The organism is Natronocalculus amylovorans (assembly GCF_023638035.1).
Taxonomy (GTDB): Archaea; Halobacteriota; Halobacteria; order Halobacteriales; family Haloferacaceae; genus Natronocalculus; species Natronocalculus amylovorans.
The window spans coordinates 1-18,377 of sequence record NZ_JAKRVX010000009.1; the positions used below are offsets into that span (position 1 = coordinate 1).

At 48.9% G+C, this 18,377-nt stretch carries 16 protein-coding genes; 9 read left to right on the top strand and 7 right to left on the bottom strand.

Annotated features, from left to right (window positions below; genetic code table 11):
• Positions 1-84: 84 nt before the first annotated feature.
• From AArcSt2_RS14880 to AArcSt2_RS14895, 4 genes are all read right to left on the bottom strand, one after another.
• Entirely contained in the window at positions 85-417 is a 333-nt protein-coding gene (locus AArcSt2_RS14880; RefSeq protein ID WP_250585912.1) for a hypothetical protein, read from the bottom strand.
• A 245-nt stretch (positions 418-662) separates the two neighbouring features.
• The gene (locus AArcSt2_RS14885) at positions 663-1,163 is read right to left on the bottom strand and encodes a PIN domain-containing protein (RefSeq protein WP_250585738.1); all 501 of its coding nucleotides are present in this window, start codon (positions 1,161-1,163) and stop codon (positions 663-665) included.
• A complete protein-coding gene (locus AArcSt2_RS14890; protein WP_174654697.1) occupies positions 1,164-1,472 on the bottom strand; it encodes a CopG family transcriptional regulator in 309 nt (102 codons plus the stop codon). It lies immediately after the preceding gene.
• A gap of 211 nt (positions 1,473-1,683) precedes the next feature.
• Positions 1,684-2,133, bottom strand: coding sequence for a phosphate-starvation-inducible PsiE family protein (locus tag AArcSt2_RS14895; RefSeq protein ID WP_425493674.1), 450 nt, complete (start codon positions 2,131-2,133; stop codon positions 1,684-1,686).
• Positions 2,134-2,576: 443 nt separating this feature from the next.
• Here AArcSt2_RS14895 and AArcSt2_RS14900 point away from each other — a divergent pair, with 443 nt between their 5' ends.
• The 5 genes from AArcSt2_RS14900 (at position 2,577) to AArcSt2_RS14920 (ending at position 10,384) form a co-directional block, all read left to right on the top strand.
• Positions 2,577-4,037: a metallophosphoesterase family protein gene (locus AArcSt2_RS14900; RefSeq protein WP_250585742.1), complete on the top strand. Its 1,461-nt coding sequence runs from the start codon at positions 2,577-2,579 to the stop codon at positions 4,035-4,037.
• Positions 4,034-6,748, top strand: a complete 2,715-nt coding sequence (locus AArcSt2_RS14905) for an AAA family ATPase (protein WP_250585744.1) — start codon at positions 4,034-4,036, stop codon at positions 6,746-6,748. Before AArcSt2_RS14900 ends, AArcSt2_RS14905 begins: the two co-directional genes overlap by 4 nt.
• Positions 6,748-8,013 carry a DNA double-strand break repair nuclease NurA gene (locus AArcSt2_RS14910; protein ID WP_250585746.1) on the top strand — a complete coding sequence of 422 codons (1,266 nt, stop codon included), beginning with the start codon at positions 6,748-6,750 and terminating at the stop codon, positions 8,011-8,013. Before AArcSt2_RS14905 ends, AArcSt2_RS14910 begins: the two co-directional genes overlap by 1 nt.
• 65 nt (positions 8,014-8,078) lie before the next feature.
• On the top strand, positions 8,079-8,747 hold the full coding sequence (locus AArcSt2_RS14915; protein WP_250585748.1) for a DUF8166 family protein: 669 nt from the start codon (positions 8,079-8,081) through the stop codon (positions 8,745-8,747).
• Positions 8,744-10,384: an ATP-binding protein gene (locus AArcSt2_RS14920; protein WP_250585750.1), complete on the top strand. Its 1,641-nt coding sequence runs from the start codon at positions 8,744-8,746 to the stop codon at positions 10,382-10,384. The genes AArcSt2_RS14915 and AArcSt2_RS14920 overlap by 4 nt, the downstream gene beginning before the upstream one ends.
• Positions 10,385-10,968: 584 nt before the next feature.
• Here AArcSt2_RS14920 and AArcSt2_RS14925 read toward each other — a convergent pair.
• The 3 genes from AArcSt2_RS14925 to AArcSt2_RS14935 all read right to left on the bottom strand — a co-directional run bounded on the left by AArcSt2_RS14925 (position 10,969) and on the right by AArcSt2_RS14935 (position 14,689).
• The gene (locus AArcSt2_RS14925; protein WP_250585752.1) at positions 10,969-11,739 is read right to left on the bottom strand and encodes an IclR family transcriptional regulator; all 771 of its coding nucleotides are present in this window, start codon (positions 11,737-11,739) and stop codon (positions 10,969-10,971) included.
• A 93-nt stretch (positions 11,740-11,832) separates the two neighbouring features.
• Positions 11,833-13,200: an MmgE/PrpD family protein gene (locus tag AArcSt2_RS14930; RefSeq protein ID WP_250585754.1), complete on the bottom strand. Its 1,368-nt coding sequence runs from the start codon at positions 13,198-13,200 to the stop codon at positions 11,833-11,835.
• A gap of 43 nt (positions 13,201-13,243) precedes the next feature.
• Positions 13,244-14,689, bottom strand: a complete 1,446-nt coding sequence (locus AArcSt2_RS14935) for an FAD-dependent oxidoreductase (RefSeq protein ID WP_250585756.1) — start codon at positions 14,687-14,689, stop codon at positions 13,244-13,246.
• Between the two features lie 101 nt (positions 14,690-14,790).
• Between AArcSt2_RS14935 and AArcSt2_RS14940 the strand changes: the two genes are divergently transcribed.
• The 4 genes from AArcSt2_RS14940 (at position 14,791) to AArcSt2_RS14955 (ending at position 18,300) form a co-directional block, all read left to right on the top strand.
• The gene (locus tag AArcSt2_RS14940) at positions 14,791-15,192 is read left to right on the top strand and encodes a nuclear transport factor 2 family protein (protein WP_250585758.1); all 402 of its coding nucleotides are present in this window, start codon (positions 14,791-14,793) and stop codon (positions 15,190-15,192) included.
• The gene (locus tag AArcSt2_RS14945) at positions 15,189-16,172 is read left to right on the top strand and encodes an LLM class flavin-dependent oxidoreductase (RefSeq protein ID WP_250585760.1); all 984 of its coding nucleotides are present in this window, start codon (positions 15,189-15,191) and stop codon (positions 16,170-16,172) included. Before AArcSt2_RS14940 ends, AArcSt2_RS14945 begins: the two co-directional genes overlap by 4 nt.
• Before the next feature lie 62 nt (positions 16,173-16,234).
• Positions 16,235-16,900, top strand: coding sequence for an isochorismatase family protein (locus tag AArcSt2_RS14950; protein ID WP_250585762.1), 666 nt, complete (start codon positions 16,235-16,237; stop codon positions 16,898-16,900).
• Positions 16,897-18,300, top strand: coding sequence for a dihydroorotase (locus AArcSt2_RS14955; protein ID WP_250585765.1), 1,404 nt, complete (start codon positions 16,897-16,899; stop codon positions 18,298-18,300). The genes AArcSt2_RS14950 and AArcSt2_RS14955 overlap by 4 nt, the downstream gene beginning before the upstream one ends.
• The last annotated feature ends 77 nt before the right edge of the window (positions 18,301-18,377 follow it).

The following is an 18,377-nucleotide window of genomic DNA, read 5'->3' on the forward strand; positions in this document are numbered from 1 at the left end:
ACTATGTCTCGTGGGCCAACCAGAACCTACGGTTCTGGTGACGACGATTAACTGGCATTCCCACCGTGTGGGAAGCCCCGTCGTTTACGACAGGGAGGATGTCACAGTGTCTAGTGATTCCACGATTTTGCGGTGTTGATACGCAGTAAATCCGCGAGCCACATGGATTCGATCGAGCATTCGTGGGTTCGGTGCAACACTCATGACTGCATCCGTTGTTGCATAGTTACACGCGTCGATCCAGTATAGTGGACCGTCATTGAGCAGTGCGTGGTCAACGACGAGTGCCGCTAATACCGATCTGGTATCCTCCGTCGCAATAAGTTGCGTATATTTTCCCCCGAGTGTCGGGAGTTCAGGAATACGTGTTGGTTGTGTGTTCGATCGCATGATAGTCCGATCGGATGCAGAATACATAACGCTCTGAGGGCTCTTTCCAGAATTTCCAGAAACGCCAGAATACAAGCAAAATCAAGTAGTAGTGTACACTTAGACACTGGAAAATAATGGAATATGATAGCGATTAATGGTATGTCTGACATAATCAAGTCTTAGTATATCCGATTGGCATCCGTCCTGTCTTAGTATCTTTTTTGTTGCTCTCTCACACCATCATTCTGATGCTAAAGGGCCGAACACTCTCCTTGCACTGTTATAATCCCTTACTTTGGGCCACCGTCAAGGAGTTGGCGAGCGTATCGGTAGATTGGTGCACCAAGCCAATCACGTCCCTCGGCCATTGTTTCGAAAGCGGCTATTGCTTCCTTTTCGCTGAGAGCACCACGTTTGACCAACGCTCGAAGAACGATTGGAGACAACGCAACTTCCGCATCCACTAACTCACGGAGTTCAGGAAGAGCTCTGTAGTCATCGGTAATCAAGAAATCTGCAGTCTCCTGACGGACGGCGGCCACACAGCTGGCCTCACCATGATCAATTCGACTCGTCACAAATTCGTCACTATCAACAGCAACAGCGCCAAAATTGTCCTCCATTTTGAGGACGCGGTTGGCAGCTTCACCATGGTTGTCATTGTACTCGGCAGTTTTTACCAGCTCATTAAGAACTGTCTCGGAAGTGGTAACTTCGAACTCATCAATAGCGGGTTCGAGAGCACCGCCAACTGCGAGAGAAATAAATGCGCTTGTGTCTACAATGATCATTTAGCGATCAGCAAGTTTGTCTGCAAGCTCTTCGCCACGATCGAGTACCTGTTTCGAGGCGCGAACGGCTTCAGCATCTTGTCGGCCGATAACCTCAGCAAGTTTCTTGAATTGGATATGATCCTCCAAATATAGCTCAACAACGGCTTCCCGAAAGTTTTCATCAGACTCTTTCTCTTCGAGATACTGTCTGAGTGCTTCAATAAGGATCTCTGTTCGGTTCTTGTGAGTCACTTCTGCTGCGATATCGGCATGTACCACCAATTCTTCAGGAAGGCGAAAATTGACTCTTTTTGTGCTCATGTACATACAGTGTATGTACACAATCAAAAATGCATCGCTAATTTAACAGCGGCTAGTTATTTGATTTTATAAAACCCGGTGGCAGAAATATGTGCTACTGGAGGTGCCCATTTGAAATCCTCTGATGCGAGCGCTGGACGCTGAATAGCTAACTTAAATTACGAACTACTCGCGTCCCAAACTGGCTTAGTTAGACCGTGCCGCGTGAGAAAATATGTCACGACTGATATGCTAACTCTTTGGCTTCCATGTATCGAATCACAAAATATGCAATGACGAGCCCGACGAGAAGGAGGGCTAACGCGCCAGCAGCGTTCACTGCATCACCAGTTGTATCGAATTCGTCAATCCGTAAGCTGATTATCTCACGGGTGATTGCAATGATCGCAGCACTGATCACGATCGGCACCACAGCTTCCTTGCGAGCGTATGCGATCAGTGTTCGGTGAACTTCGACAATGATCAGTAACAAGAGTACCATATCTAGAAGTTCAACGACGGCGATTGGGTCGGTAAAGCGTCCAGTTGTAACGAGCTCCCATAGACCGAGCAAGAGATCAAATACGCCAATAATGAATAATACAAGGGTAAAGTAGGCTGTTGCAAGCACAAGCCATCTCATTGCGATTACCGACGGCTCTGTCACCTGCGGTAAATCCAAAGATATTGCCACAAGATTATGTTGTACGCTAACATATTAAGTGTATCAACCTAGTAAAAAATTGAAAGATAGGTGGGCACAGTTGAGTGCTCAAAAATAGTTCTCTCTTCGTCCTCAATTTGAACCATGAATTCGCGATCGTTCTCCCCGGTGATCATTTCGAACTTCCAAGCTAACAATCTCGGGGACTGGATCAGAGTTGTCTTCATCAAGACTGCGGCACTAATTCCACCAACGGAACCACAGCCAGCTGCGAGGAACTCCTGTCCCCTCATATAATTTCAATTTTGTTTTACTTTCACCGCGCTTGGCCAGCCCTTATGTTATCACAAATAAACTTTGGAGATACGATGCTCCAACACAGTATATCGCCCTTATGTAAGCTGGTTTTAAAATATAGGCAACGTCATTCTCGGCCCATCACACTGCTGTCAGGGAGGTGTAATTGAATGAGCGTATTTGGGCATCTTGCAGATACACATCTTGGCCATCGACAGTATGGACTGCGTCAGCGCGAAGACGATATGGCCTCAACTGCATATGCGACTGTCAAAGAGATGGTCACAGACCATGGTGTAGAAGCGATCGTTCTCCCCGGTGATCTATTCCATGCTCGTGATATTCGCCCAAAAATCCTTGCTGATGCTGAGCGGGTGCTTGATTCTGTTCCCGAAGACATTCCAGTTCTTGTTTCACGTGGGAACCACGACGAAAACCTCACACCAAGACAGGTGACATGGTTAAAATATCTCCATCAGAAAGGTAAAATCATTCTTTTGGAAGCTGATTTGGAGTCAAACAGTGAGGCAGCAGTATTCACTCCACATGATACAGAGAACCTTGGGAGCAGTTCGGGCTTCTACGACCTCGAAACTGATGAAGGGCTCGTGCGCTTCTTTGGACTCCAATGGCGCGGTGCACGAGTTGACACTGCTTTGCAACAGGTTGCTGCAGGAATACAAGAAACAAACGATTTTCATGGTCAGCCTGATTTCACAGTCTTATTAGCCCACTTTGGCATTGAAGACGAAGTCCCAACGCTTGGTGGTACCGTGACACATGCGGAGCTTCGGGAAGTCAAAGAGGTTGTTGATTATCTCGCACTTGGGCATATACACAAGCGATATGACTCCGCTGGCTGGATCTATAATCCGGGTTCACCAGAGGCACACAACACACGCGAAGGAAGAACAGACTGGGAACACGGTTACTATACAGTTACACTGAGCGATAGTGAGGGTGGAACGAGCCTTTCGCACCGTGTCTCTCACTGTGAGTCAAAGCGTCGGCCATACTTCACAATCGATTTTGACGTGACGGGGTACAAATCACAAAGTGGACTTGAAGAGGCATTCCGATCGGAGCTCTCTGAAAGCCAGTATGCGCTCAACAACCATCTTCAAAAACCACTCTATCTGTCCGGTGGCTCGCCACGAGAGCCAATAGTTGATCTCCGTTTCACTGGCACGCTCCAATTTGATCGTGCTGATTTCCGTACCGGAAAGCTTGCCGAGTGGGCAGAAGAGGAATATGGTGCGTTGTACGTACAGACAAATACGGGGATTCGAACTGCGAACGTCCAAGCACTCCTTTCAGAGATGGAAGACGGTGATGTATTCGTTGATGGACGGCTGAATACGGCACTTTTGGAGCGACGCGTCTTTGAGACAATCGCCGAAGAATCCGTGTACAATACTGAGTCGGATGCTGTTGCAGATGTACTGGAGCGGGCACACCATATGGCACAGCGCAACGAGTCTCCAGAAGATATCCGAGTCTCCGTTACGGAGAAGCGAAGAGAGCTCTTTGAAACCATGGTTGATGATGTTGTGGTTGATCTTCCGGAGGACCCGTTCGTTCGTGATACAAGCGAACAGGAAGAGCAAGAGATGGAGGTGCTGCAAGAATGAAAATTACAGAAGTCACACTAACGAATGTTAAATCGTATTCCGATCGGACGACGGTGCCACTGCGTGGTGGAGTAACCGCAATTTTGGGAGAGAATGGTTCGGGGAAATCAACAATCCAAGAAGCAATTGGATTTGCACTGTTTGACTCGCTTCCATTCAATAATAAGGAGTTGATCCGAGAAGGTGCTAAGTCTGGGCTTGTTGAAGTCACGTTTACAAAACAGAGTAGAGACAAACAACAGATATTCCGAGTCAAACGGGGTGTTGGCCGATCGACCTATGATGTCTATCGATATGACGAGGCTGCTGACGAGTGGATTGACTTGGATATCGGCTCAAAATCCGACCTTATCGACTGGTTGACTTCGCAGTTCAGTGTGGCTGATGGAGATGAATTGTCGAGACTGTGGGAATCTTGTATCGGTGTTCCACAAACAAGTTTCCTCTCGGATTTTGGATCAAGCTTTAGAATACGGAAGGAAACATTCGACCCGCTATTGGGAGTAGATGCATACGAGGAGTCATGGGAGAACGCGCTCAAAGACGCTCCCGACACGATCAAGGCCGACAAAAATAACCTTCGGGACGAGATTCAAACCCTCACTGGAGAAGTCCAGAGTCTCCCCGATGAACGGAGACGTGCGGAAGATCTCCAAGCGAAGATCACATCTCTCAAAGATGCGATCGACTCACTTAGCGACGAGATCACTAAACTTGAGGCGAAGCGCGATGAATTAGAGTCACAGCAAGGTCGGATCGAGGAGCTTGAAACACAGATCAACTCCAAGCAACAAGAGATTGATGCAAAAGAGGCTGCGCTGGAAACCGCAGAGGCTGAGTTGGAGTCTGCAGAAGAGGCAGTTAGCGTTTGCGAACAGGCAGAGAAAGGATATCTGGCACATGAGTCTGCTCGAGAGAAACGCGACACACTTCAGGATAAAGAGGCCGAACTCAACGATCTCAAAGATCAAAAAAGCCAGAAAGACCAAGAGGTTGCTCGGGCTGAGGCAGCTGTTGAACAGTGTCAAAAGGATGTGGTGCGGCTGGAGCAGGCCGAAAAAACACTTTCAGAAACTGCATCTGAAAAGGAGCGGTATGATGAACTTGAGACTCAAATATCGGCATTGAAGCAGCGTGCCGAATTGACTGAGACATTAGAGCAGGAGGTGTCGGAACTTTCTGAAAAGATCAAAGAAACCAAAACCAATATTGAACAGAGAGAATCGACGATTGAGTCCATTCAGAGAAAAGAAGAAGCAATACGCCCTACATCTGAGATCCGCGAAGAGCTGAGTTCTGCGAAAGCAAATAAAAAAGCGCTTGAGTCAGAGGAAAAGAAGCTCAAGACCCAGATAGACCGCCTCAGAGACGCAGATGCAGATGCACCATGTCCAACCTGTGACCGACCACTTGATGAGACACACCGTTCAGAAACGATCGCTACAAAAGAGAGCAGGCTGGAGGAGATATCCGAGCGATACGTAGAGCTTGAAGCATCAATTGAAGCGCTCGAATCAGAGCATACTGAAGCACAAGAGATTGAACAGGAAGTTGCTTCGTTACCGAATCACAACGAGATGCTGGAGTCGCTACAAGATAACCTTTCAGAGACAACCAATAAAAAAGAAGAGGCGGAATCAGAACTTCAGGAAGCAAAAGAAAAGGCCGCGGAATTGCCTGAGCGTGTCTCTGAAAAAGAATCATTACAAGATGTATACGATAACCACATTACTGCAAAGGCACGGGTTAATGAGTTCAGTGGCGCACATGCTGACTTAGAGGATGCAAAATCACGTCTTGAGGAGCACGTAGAAGCGCAGTCGTCGATCGAGGAGCAGATCAGTGAGTATGACCACGTTGAGCCAGAACTGAAAGCTGTCAAAGAGACGCTTTCTGAGACTCAGGAAGATTATAACAAGTATATTCAACACAAAAAACAGGCTGCAGAACTTGACGATCGAAAAGCGGCTGTGGAGTCGCTTCAATCTACGATTGAGTCGGTAACTGATGCGAAATCAGGTCTTCAGACAGACTTGGAAACGGAACAAGAGTCATTCGACAAAGAGACTCTCGAGAACCTGACAGCAGAGGTAGCAGAGAAAGAGCGTGCAAAAGCAGCAAAAGAGGGAAGCAAACGTACAACACAGGATACACTGACTGAGGTCAAAGAAACGACCGCTGAGTTAGAGTCCAAATTAGACAGTCGATCGGAGAAGCTCACCGAATACAAAGAACTCGAAGCAGACCTTCAATTTGCTAACTGGGTTCGGGAGAATGTTCGTGCCGCTGGGCCAAAGATGCGTGAAGTAATCACGGATCGTATTGGACAACGAGCAAACCAGATCTTCCGATCGATTCGTGGACGATCTTCCGAGACACTCGAATGGCGTAGTGATTACGAGATTATTGTCCATGATGCGCGTCTCCAAAAGTCGTTCACAACACTGTCAGGCGGTGAAAAAATGGCTGCGGCTCTTTCCGTCCGACTTGCAACCTTAGAACAGTTGTCAACGATTGGCATCGCATTCCTTGATGAGCCAACCGCTAATTTGGATGCTGAAAAGAGAGCAAATCTCGTTGAGCAACTGAATACATTGGATGCATTCACACAACTCACTGTGATCAGCCACGATGAAACGTTTGACTCCATGACTGACTACACAGTAACCGTCGAAAAGGACAAACAAACAACGGAGGTTGTCTCGCAGTAATGCCGATCGATAACTACAGCATCGCGACCGCACTGGACGATAACCGTGATGCAATCGAGGCATATCTGACAGACGATTACGATCTCATTGAACGGTATCGTAACGTGTTCGAGAGCCTGCCACGTGAGTGGTCAAGCGATAAAATTAAATCGGAGCTTGAATCAGCGTCGTATCCGGGAGCACTCCCGATAGATCTGTTTGACACTGCATCATCTCTCATTGAGACGCATGAAGAAAGCAATCACTGGGAGAGCCATGAGGCAGTCAATGACTGGGCGAGAGACATTCTTCGTGATGTCCCTGTGCTTGCAGTGGATGGCTCAGAACTTCCACCGACGACACAATACAACCTTCCCGTTGCATACATCCAGACTGCATGGTGTCTCAACTATCACCACCCGGATGGGAAAATTACTCGGGGACTGGACGGGAAGCTACTCACACCGGATCTAATCTCTGCGGAGTCCGCGAACGGAGAGTATCGGTTTATTGATTCAAAGCTTGTTGGCCATCATCGGTTTGCACATGAAGGAAAAAAACTAATTACTGAGCTCCAATCAATCGCAAGTGCTTATGAAGAAGGTGAGTTGGATCACCGGCCCGTAGTGTTCTATGATGGTCCACTTATTGGTTCGTTTGCCACCCCGCTCAAACCGGAAACACGTGATCGGTATCTTGAGACACTGAGCAACATTGTCGCAGCAAGCCAGCATCACAAGATCCCACTCGTTGGGTATGTCGCTGGATCGAATGCGTCTGAACTTGTCAAAATGACACGGCTACTTCTACAAGAAGAATTCGGGGATAGCCCTGTGTTGGCGGACTCTAGAATCCTCACAGAGCTCATGAGTCCGTGGGGAGATACAACAATCCCGTTTGCGTCTCGTCGTGATGGGAGTGTTGATGCACTGGAAACGACGTACAAAGGAGAGTCATACTCGTTCAAAAATGACTTGCTGTTCTCATATCTCAAAGTCCCACCCGGCACAGGCCTTGATCGAATTGAGTTCCCTGGGTGGCTGATAGATGCTGCGGGCCCTGATGGATACGATTCAATGTATGACTATACCAAGGAGATCGTTCGAGCTGAAGCAGCGATCGGTCGCGGGTACCCAGAAATTCTTCAACAAGCAGACAGTGATGCAGTAATTTCTCAACAAGATCGAGATCGCTTCACGAGAATTCTCGGACGGTGGGCCGAAGAGAACAATGTCCCTCTCGAATGGAACGCAAAAGCATTGAGCAAGGAACGTCGACGTCGGTAACCGGTGAATCAGACGTACAGCAATGGTATCGACAACTGACTATCTCACACAGACCTACAACACAAATGACAATCGAAACACAACCAGAAGACACACACGTTGACAACTGCTTAGCACTTGGGAGTATTGTCAGCTCGAACAGCCACCTCGATTACACCGTCGAAATCTACAAAGAGACCGATCGGGAGCGTGCACCGCAAATTGATGAGCGGGAATTTGGACAACCAGTCTTCATTCAGAAAAGCGTTAGCGGAGAACCGTACCTCGTCATGGGCGTTATTTATAATACACAATTAGTTGATCCAGATCAGGGACGGACAGGGACACGCCTTGCACAGAGCGATCAAGGACAGTTCACCCCGGGGTATATTGAAGAACGAACTACTCTCGCAGGTGTTGCGCTTCTTGGAACCGCTAGAGTAACCGAAGATGGATTACTTACAGACCCATCACACGAACTTCCTCGGTGGACACTCGAAGTTGATGACATTGTTTGTCAATGTCCAGATGAATTAACAAAAACGTTCCATATGAACGATGAGGGAGATCTTCAATTTGCGTATGCGGATCGGATCTTGAATGTTGGTGGCCCCCTTGGATCGGACGTTTTGCTATCTATTATCGGGCGACTCCGATCGATGATTGCAGATACGGATAAAAACCAGCGTGTGTTAGATGTTGTTGAGCAAAACATTACATGGCAAGCCCACACCGATCGGGGGGTGATTCGATGAACGATCGATCAGATGTAATAGGAGCAGTGTCCGGTCCGGGAGACAATCCAAACGAATTCCTCTTTGTTACACCAGAAGATCAGGCAGTAAAGACTGGAGAGTTCATCACGTACACAGTCACTGTCGAAGGTGAGAGTCGGGATGTCTTCGCTCGTGTTACAAACCGTGAGCAGATTCGAGGCCTTCCGGATACGTTTCTCGCAGATCCTGCCGTTGCCCCCGAAACGATCGCAGCAACACTTGGCGTTCCACACGATGACACTGATTTGTATCAGTTGACTGCAATGGTGATCGGCTACTACGATACCATGATGTCTACATTTGCGAATCCACGACAACTTCCACAAACAGGTACCCCACTCCGAATTGCGCCTGCTGAACAACTAGAGGCAGTTCTCCCGAATCTTGGTGTTGCTTCAACAACAGCTGATGTGGCGCAGTTTGATGGCCTCGCACATACTGGATGGCTCCTCAATCGACCTGCTGGAGAGGTTGACATCCGAATGCCGATCGATGAATTTGCCTCAACACACCTTGCGATTCTCGCATCAACAGGAAGTGGTAAATCCTACACTGGTGGTGTGCTAATCGAAGAGATGATGCTGCCGTCTTCGCGGGCTGCACTCTTGATTTTTGATCCACATGGTGAGTATGATACACTCTCGGAAATGCAGACACACTCCGCTTTCGAAGGTGATGACGGATATCAACCGGATGTTGTATACTTCGACGAGGATCGGCTTCGAATCCGTATCTCCGAACTTGAACTTGGAGATATCATGGCCATTCTTGACAACCCAAGCGATCGAATGCAGGAACGGCTTGCAGGTGGATGGCGAGCCATGCAGAATAAAGATAGCCGAACATGGGGCGTTGATGAACTTGTCGAGCAAATGTACACTATGTACGGCGAAGATGACTCCAGTGTTGGTGGTCTAGAGTGGCGGCTTCGCCGATCGATCCAGCGTAACGAACTGTTCCAGCCTGACGCTAATGTTCCACTTGATGAGATTGTTGCTGCTGGTCAGTGCACGGTCCTCAACATGGAGACACTGGACTCGCGCAACCAACAGCTCATTGCGACAGTTCTTCTTCGACGGATCTATCGAGAGCGTTTAAACGCAATGCGAGGACGTGAGTCAGATATTGAATGTCCAGTGTTTGCACTGTTTGAAGAAGGTCATCGGTTTGCTCCTGGGTCTGGCAGTGCACCATCAATTGGAATTCTGCGAACAATCACATCTGAGGGGCGGAAGTTTGGGTTTGGTATCGGCATCATTAGTCAGCGACCCTCTAAGATCGACCAAGACGTCCTCTCACAATGTGGGACACAAATTACGATGAAAATCAGAAACCCAACCGACCAAGAAGCAATTAAAAAATCGGTCGAAGCAGCAGGAGAAGATGTCCTCCGAGAGCTTCCGGGACTCACCCCCGGACAGGCAGTGCTGTCTGGAGATGCGATGAATACACCCGCACTGGTACAGATACGAAAGCGATTGACAGATCACGGAGCAGGCAGTCTCTCCGCAACAGAGCAATGGTCGGAAACGTACGATCGGCAGCAATCACAACCAGTCCGATCGGAGCCTGCTGATTTTGGTGGTGGTGAGTCAACCGGATTTGAAGAGTTGTAAGCCGGGTCAGTTACCACAACTAAAGTCGTGGGCTTTCGCCCTCAAAATCAATGTGGGAATCTTTGCGAAGCGGCCGAACGTCAACCGGAGAGGCCGTTAACTATGTTATATCTAAAATCGAAGTATAATATGAATATATAAATATATTATTTGACAGTTGTCGTAATAAATTCTTTTTAAAAAGACAGCACGAGCGATCATGATCGATATCCCAGCTACTAGTTATCGGACGTTCGTCTCACATTCCACCTCGATTTTTTGCACAATTTGATTAATTTTTGTCATTAGATTTGTGTAACGCTGCTGATGGAAGGCGTTCTCCATAAAGATGATATCGTGACTTGAAGCCCTTGTCTACCGCTCAAACTCGATACGTTTCTCAAGATACATCAGTATACCTCGATCGTAATCCATTTTATCCGCTGTGAACTCATGTAGAGAAATATTATTTACTAGACACGTGTACATAAGTGTTTTAACTTTTATACTTCATCTATTCGACTGGCGATCCGTTCAACTGTTTTTTGAGGAGTGAACAAACGCTGGAAGGGTATTACAAACATAACGTTGTAATTTATACAATCTTATGAATAGGTTGTTCTTAGCTCAATAACTCGGGCTGTTTGCAGTATTTTTTCCGGAATGACTTTCTCGAGCTGTTCTCCCTGGAGTCGGGTTGTTGGAGCCGATAGGCTGATCGCTGCAATTGCGTCCCCATCCGAATCACGTATTGGCGCACCAACTGCGCGCATACCTGCAATACGCTCTTCCATATTTGTTGCATATCCTTGTTCTCTTACCACCCTCAGCTCATCAAGAAGCGCCGATCGATCGGTAATCGTCTTGTCAGTAACTGCACTGAGTTCTGTGCGATCGAGTATTTTTTTGACCTGATCATCAGGCAAAAATGCGAGATATGCTTTCCCAACTGCGGTTGCATGTAACGCCACAGTAGTCCCAACATGAGAGTCAGTCTGCACTGCTTTGTTTCCCTGTGTCTGATAGATATACACACCGATAGTACCCTCTTGAACCATCAGCTGCACCCGTTCGCCTGTTGTTGCAGCTAGCTCATCAATCTCTGATTTTGCAGACATGTATAATCCGTGATGCCGACGGGCGTAGTCTCCTAAACTAAGAAACTGCAGCGATAGACGGTATTTCTTTTTTTCACGTACGACATACCCACGTGTTTCAAGCGATGAGAGATATGCATGAACGGTGCTTTTTGCCATCTCCAGCGCATCTGCGATTGATGTGACAGATGATGTCCCATTCTCCCCAAGATATTCAACAATGTCGAACACCTTTCCAACAGATTTGATTTCCAGCGCTGTATTTTCATCATTTTTCATACTAATAACCGGTTACGCAGTTTAAAAACCCTTTCTATTTTCCGACGATACCGAACAAAGTTTCTACATTGTTGAACAATTGGCCCACCAATTTCATTTTGGTGACAGTAGCTCTATGAGTGACCTGATCTCTGTATTCATAATTTCTGACCACCCATCAACAGCGCTCTGGGCTGTTTCATCTCCCACTGCTGTTGCGAACAGGTCCTTGCATAGCGATCGAAATGCTGTCTCTGAGAGTGGGTTTCGATAATCTCCCTTTGGATATGGACACGTTTTGTGTAGCGTCTCTCCAGAGGTGAGCGTAATTTCGACGCTCGCGCCCCACTCATCAGGAAACGCCGCTTCAAATGCATCGTCATGATGGACATTCACCCGATCGGCTAGCTGTTGTGTCGCTGTATCGGCAACCGCCGCTGACATAAAATCAGCAAGTTCAAGCGGCCCAGCAACGAGCCGTCGTGCTAGGACGTATGGAATAGAGAACTTCGCGCCGGTCATTGTTTTCGGATGTTTCTGACCCATTGCAACTGCATTGGCATACGTGTAGACATCGATCGATTCGATTTCGGACGGACAAATTGCTTCGATATCCATCTGCTCAAGTGCATCAAGCGGGGGATGTGTATATCGGCACGAAGGTGCCCACTTGAAATATGCATTTTCGATCTCCCATACTGTTCCTAGCTCGCTGAAAAGCCGGTCAAATTCACCCTCCTCAAGCATCGATTGGAATGGATCGTACACATCTGCGATCGCGGTTGCTGAGCCTTTGACACCGGACATTGCCAGAACGGCTGCGGACACACCCGCTTGTGCAGAGTATCCCGCTGTGAAGTTCCGAGCCGGAGCACCCTCCTCATATGGATCGTGCATTGAAATTACTGCGAGATTCGCCGCAGTTCGGAACACCTCTCGCAACTGCTCTCCGGTTGCACCCATACACTGTGCTGCAGTGAGCGCCGGGCCGATCGTTGTCCACGTTGCATGTGGATCACGGAGGAGCCATGGCACCGCCTCGTTCAACTTCGCCTTCATTGCGAAAATCGCATACTCAATCCGTACGCAGAGTTCGTAGCTCCGTACACACGCCTTGACAAACTCCTCACCTGAGCAGTTTTCGGCTTCGGCGACGCCGATTGCACCAGCAACGATACTTGCTCCAACATGTCCACCCCAATTGTGTCCCTCTTCTATTTCGGGAGTGATTGCTGCGGCCGTGTTCAACAATGCCGAATGTGTGGGGTGGTATGATTTGTCAGTACCGAGAACGGTTGCATTTCCGTCTGCCAGCGGAGCAGCCTGGGCATGTTGGTGTGCAGACACTGTTGAACCCGCAACTGTTGCAGCAACTACATTCAGCACCACGTTGCTTCCTGCGTTCATCGCAGACTCCGGTATGTCCGCTGTTAGAAACTCGTATACGTTCGCTTCCCACTCTCGAACCGGTTCTTCTGACATCGGTGTTATCTCCGTGTCTATCTTTTGATCTGTCATAATGTTCTTAGAGCGTTTTTCTCGCATCAATCCCGGCAAGCCGACCCAGTCCACAGGCTGCAGTCAGTCCATTTCCACTTAAATATCCGCCTGCCCCATTGCCGCTGATTCCCACTGCGACACCGCCGCCCGCATAGAGATTTTCGATTGCAGAGCCATCCTCTCTGAGCACACGGCCGTTCTTATCCACGACCAGCCCACCTTGGGTGTGAAATAGGGCGCCAGTAACCTTTGCAGCAACAAACGGCGCTGAGAGGACCGACCGTCCATCAACCCGGCCTGTGTCATCCGGTTCACCAGCAGCAACAGCGTCATTGTACGTGGCGACGGTCTCATTTACTTGCTCAACTGGGAGATCCAGTTTCTCAGCGATCTCTGACAGTGTCTCACCGTGGATGTAACTTCCCAACTCGATCGCTTTCTCAAAATCCTCAAATTCGCCTCGAAGCGAATCAAAAATTGACTTATCGAATATTTCGTACGCAATATTACCCGGCTGCTGGACGACTGAGACCGCGAACTTCGAGTAGCCTGCAGATTCGTTTCCAAATCGCTCTCCGTCACTGTTCACCATAATCCCGCCGTTCATTATCACCGCGTACGTTGAGAGCGTCTCCGTGTCCGCTGCAACGGTTGCGTGGCCCTGATACGCATCCATACAGGCAAGGGTTCCTCCAAGCTCTTTTCCGAGCCTGATTCCATCCCCTGTATTGCCCGGAGAGCCATAATAGAGCGCATCCACCATCTCGTCGCAGTACTCTGTCACCATCTCCGTATTTCCAGCAAATCCATCCGTCGCGAGTATCACCTTCTCTGCGGCTACTGCTGTTGGATCGTTCTCTAACTCACCATCTTCCGTGATTGAATCAACGAGCACACCACAGACTGCACCATCCTCAGCAACGAGCCCTGTCACTGGACGCTGCGTATGGAATGCAATATTTGGCTGCTCTCTAATCCGTTCAACGAACTCCGCGACGAGATTTTCACCATTGCGCCCATCGGGGGCATGCATCCGATACTCGGAGTGTTTTGGATATTTGAAATCAGCAACTAGATGGAGTGTAATATCCCACTCATCTACCATCCAATGTATGAGATCTATGTTCGTTTGACAGAGGTGTTCGACCATCGCCCGATCGGCGTTCCCACCGTTTTTTGCCATCACATCAGCAACAAAATCTGCGGGTGTTTCTTCAATCCCAGCGTCCTGTTGCAGCCGTGTCCCCGCAGCAGGTATCATTCCTGTAGAAAGTGCTGCGTTCCCACCTGCTTTGTCTGCCTTTTCGTACAGGTGGACTGAAATATCCGGATCCTCACACGCTGCAAGAGCCGCAACAAGTCCGGTTCCACCAGCACCTGCAACTACGATATCTGCCTGTTCGTCGAATGAAACGTCTGTGGCTGACTGCACACGTGTTTCCAACGGTGTACTACTGCCTTGCGTACCCATACCATGACCTTGTGTGTTTTTCACCTAAGTCTATCGGCTGATATCTCACCACAGAATCATGTGGTGCGTACGCTTAACATGGATGAGGACTCTTATCTGATATGGGTGACACTCCACGAGACGTCGTCGAATCATTTTTTGCCAAAATGTCTGAAGGCGGGACTGCGCGGGAATCTGTGGGTGAACTGTTTCGGGATGATGCAACAATATCGCTCCCTGGAGCAACGTTTTCAGGTTCGTCTGCAGCGAACGATTTTCTTCAGTTCCTTGCCCCACGGTATGAGTGGGCTGACAAATCGTTTGATCGCTGGATCGAAACAGGAAACGAGGTCATCAGCATCGGGACACTCTACGGTGAAACAAATGCTGGGACCGAGTTTGCGGACGTTCGCTACATCGATGTGTATACAATCGATCCTGACACCGGATTGATCGCTCGATTAGATATCTGGAACGATCTCGCAGTCGATGGCGTCGTGAGCGTCGCTGAGGCCGGCCAATGACCCCCCGAACCGGATTTCTGCTGGCACTTGAAGATGATCTAGACACCGTCAAAACCGCGGAAGCGTTGGGCTATGAAAGCCTCTGGGCTGCTGAGGGACAAGGAAAATCCGCCTTTGGCAAACTTGAGCGCTGGGCGACAGTCACCGAATCAATCGGCCTTGCGACAGGAATCGTCAATATTTTCGCGAGAACACCTGCAACGACCGCATCAGCGATCGCAACGCTTGATGATCATTCGGATGGTCGTGCAATCTTAGGTCTTGGCGTTGCACATCCGGGAGTTGTCGAGGGATTTCATGGTGCGAAGTTTGAGAAGCCGCTCCCACGAATGCACGAATATATTGAACTGATCCGTCGGTACCTCAATGGTGACGTGTCCGGTTACGATGGACGATTCTTTTCACCTACTCGGACGGCGTTTTGGGATGCGTTTGAGCCACTCCGATCTGATATTCCGATCTACAATGGCGCACTTGGCCCAGGAAACGTCCGTTTGACGGGGGAGTTTGCCGATGGGTGGGTCCCAAATCTGTATCCGATCGATCGATTTGAGACGGCCCTCGAGTGGCTCGAAACCGGACTCGATCGTGGCGGTCGCACGCGTGACGACATTGACGTTGCAATGTACATTCTCACCGCGGTCGATGAGGATTCAACTGTTGCACACCAAGCCGCAGCTCACCATATTGCATACTATATGCGCGTGATCCCCGGCTACTACGAGCGTGTTGCACGGAAGGCAGGTCTTGATGAGACCGTTGATGACATCTTAGCTGCACCAACGTTTGATGCGGCAGTCACTGCCGTTTCTCAGGAATTCATTGATCTCGTCGCAATCACGGGGACGCCTGAAACAGCCGTCGAACAGCTCAACCAGTATCGGCGCGCAGGTGTTGACTTACCGATTGTGCGGGCCCCATCTGGCTGCAGTGACGAAATGAGAGACACCGTTCTGCAGACGTTCGCTCCAGAGAGCTGAACTCCGCAGTGGCCATAGCTTTATAATCAATCCGTACCGATTCATGCTAGAGGTCAACACGAATGACAGAACGAATCTGGGAGGACTTACTGTCCGAACAAGATAAACAAGTTATTACAAAAGCAGGATATGACAAAGAGGGTGCTTCTTCGTGGGAGTCACGAGGACTTGGAACCAATCCAATGGTTCTTGTCATTGATATGCAACGGCTCATTGTTGGAGAAAACGAACATATCCTTGATGCAGTCGAAGAGTACCGGACAGCAATGGGACATATTGCATGGGAGGCGATCGAGGAGATCCAACCGTTCCTTTCGTTTGTTAGAGAGCATGAGATTCCGATCACGTATACTCGAGTTGTTCCATCAAGCTACGATGACCCGACTCATCCGGATTTAGATATTGTTGATGCGGTCGGTCCCGAGCCAGGGGATACCGTTATTGACAAATCATACGCATCTGCGTTTTATGGGACAGACTTGCTCTCTCGGTTGGTTCGTGGTGGGCATGATTCGGTCATTATCGTTGGCAACTCAACAAGCGGCTGTGTCCGTGCAACGGCAGTGGATGCGAAACAGAACGGATTCAGCGTCTTGTTGCCACAGGAGTGTATTTTTGATCGTATTGAGGCATCACACAAAATTGGGTTGCTTGATTTGTGGATGAAATATGCGGAGGTGCTTGAGCGATCGGAAGTACAAGCATACATCGAGGAGTCAATCGCATGAGCAGCTACGATCTTGTGATCGAGCATGGGCAGGTCGTCATCCCAGAACAGGGTGTCTTCTCGGCTGATGTTGGTGTCCGTGGAGAGACGATTGCGGCGATTGCAGAACCGGGCTCACTTGGTGTCGATGGAGAGACGGTCATTGATGCGGCAGGGAAACACGTTCTTCCCGGTGCGATCGATCCACACACCCACCACAGTATCTACCGTGGAATGGCTGCAGATGCAGAGAGTGAATCTAGAGGGGATCTTGTTGGCGGCGTCACGACGATTGGGAACTACTTCCGGCGAGCGGGATCCTACAAGGAGATTATGGGTGAGTATACTGCCGATGCGGAGGCAAACTACTACCATGACTACTTCTTTTCGCTTGGACTGTTGTCGTTCGAACATATCGACGAAATTCCGTATATCATTGACGAGCTCGGCATCACCTCGTTCAAATGGTATATGAACTACAAGTATGCTGCCGCGGAGAAGTTTGGCGTCGATTGCGAAATGAAAGATGATTTTGGCGATGCTTTCATTGCGAAACTCGCCGCACAAGATGTCCCGACAACGCTTGGATACCACTCGGAAAATGTTGAGATCACCAATGCGCTTGCAGGTGGCAACGTCTACATTGAGGAGGAGGCCGATGAAAACAAAGCGTATGAAGGGTACGAGGTCATGGTTGAGGAGTTCCCTGCACATGCTGAAGCACAAGATATGATTTCAGGTGCTGCGATGGCAAAAGTTCACGACTATGATGATCACTTTTACGCAGTTCATATCAGTGCAGGCCAGACTGCAGATGAGCTTGCTGCACTTCATACTGCAGGATATAATGTCACTGGCGAAACCTGTATTCATTATCTGGCACTCACTGCCGAGGAGTGCGACGAACGAATGAAAGTAAACCCACCGGTACGAAGCCAAGCCGATCAGGATACGCTTTGGAAGCGCATTGCTGATGGAACCATCAGCTGTATTGGGACCGATCACTGTGCAAATATGCGTGCCGAAAAGGTGGGAACCGATATTCGAGATTCCAAACTTGGATTCCCAAGTACACCGGTAATGCTTCCGCTCATTCTCTCAGAGGGTGTCAACAACGATCGAATCTCGCTCACGCGTGCTGTAGAAATCACAAGCACAAACACGGCAAAAGCCTGGAACCTCTTCCCGAAAAAAGGCGCTATCCGTGTCGGCAGCGACGCAGACCTCGTTGTGGTTGATCTGGAGGAAACAAAGACTGTCACTCCTGAACTGCTCCAAGGCGGTCCGGACTATTCACCATATGAGGGCAGAGACGTCACTGGATGGCCAACCCAAACGATCGTCCGCGGACAGCTTGCATATGATGATGGTGAAATCGTCGGCGAGCGTGGATTCGGTACACACATCGATCGACCGATCTAAACCTGTTACTTATCTGTACTTACACATACAATTTAAGACCAATTGCGACAATGAAACACATACTACCTGTTGCCTTC

What these genes read in the sequence shown, in the direction of transcription:
- AArcSt2_RS14890 (WP_174654697.1), bottom strand. Translation starts at nt 1,472, where the DNA reads ATGTACATGAGCACAAAAAGAGTCAATTTTCGCCTTCCTGAAGAATTG.
- AArcSt2_RS14900 (WP_250585742.1), top strand. Translation starts at nt 2,577, where the DNA reads ATGAGCGTATTTGGGCATCTTGCAGATACACATCTTGGCCATCGACAG.
- AArcSt2_RS14915 (WP_250585748.1), top strand. Translation starts at nt 8,079, where the DNA reads ATGACAATCGAAACACAACCAGAAGACACACACGTTGACAACTGCTTA.
- AArcSt2_RS14935 (WP_250585756.1), bottom strand. Translation starts at nt 14,689, where the DNA reads ATGGGTACGCAAGGCAGTAGTACACCGTTGGAAACACGTGTGCAGTCA.
- AArcSt2_RS14910 (WP_250585746.1), top strand. Translation starts at nt 6,748, where the DNA reads ATGCCGATCGATAACTACAGCATCGCGACCGCACTGGACGATAACCGT.
- AArcSt2_RS14885 (WP_250585738.1), bottom strand. Translation starts at nt 1,163, where the DNA reads ATGATCATTGTAGACACAAGCGCATTTATTTCTCTCGCAGTTGGCGGT.
- AArcSt2_RS14880 (WP_250585912.1), bottom strand. Translation starts at nt 417, where the DNA reads ATGTATTCTGCATCCGATCGGACTATCATGCGATCGAACACACAACCA.
- AArcSt2_RS14930 (WP_250585754.1), bottom strand. Translation starts at nt 13,200, where the DNA reads ATGTCAGAAGAACCGGTTCGAGAGTGGGAAGCGAACGTATACGAGTTT.
- AArcSt2_RS14950 (WP_250585762.1), top strand. Translation starts at nt 16,235, where the DNA reads ATGACAGAACGAATCTGGGAGGACTTACTGTCCGAACAAGATAAACAA.
- AArcSt2_RS14945 (WP_250585760.1), top strand. Translation starts at nt 15,189, where the DNA reads ATGACCCCCCGAACCGGATTTCTGCTGGCACTTGAAGATGATCTAGAC.
- AArcSt2_RS14905 (WP_250585744.1), top strand. Translation starts at nt 4,034, where the DNA reads ATGAAAATTACAGAAGTCACACTAACGAATGTTAAATCGTATTCCGAT.
- AArcSt2_RS14955 (WP_250585765.1), top strand. Translation starts at nt 16,897, where the DNA reads ATGAGCAGCTACGATCTTGTGATCGAGCATGGGCAGGTCGTCATCCCA.
- AArcSt2_RS14920 (WP_250585750.1), top strand. Translation starts at nt 8,744, where the DNA reads ATGAACGATCGATCAGATGTAATAGGAGCAGTGTCCGGTCCGGGAGAC.
- AArcSt2_RS14925 (WP_250585752.1), bottom strand. Translation starts at nt 11,739, where the DNA reads ATGAAAAATGATGAAAATACAGCGCTGGAAATCAAATCTGTTGGAAAG.
- AArcSt2_RS14940 (WP_250585758.1), top strand. Translation starts at nt 14,791, where the DNA reads ATGGGTGACACTCCACGAGACGTCGTCGAATCATTTTTTGCCAAAATG.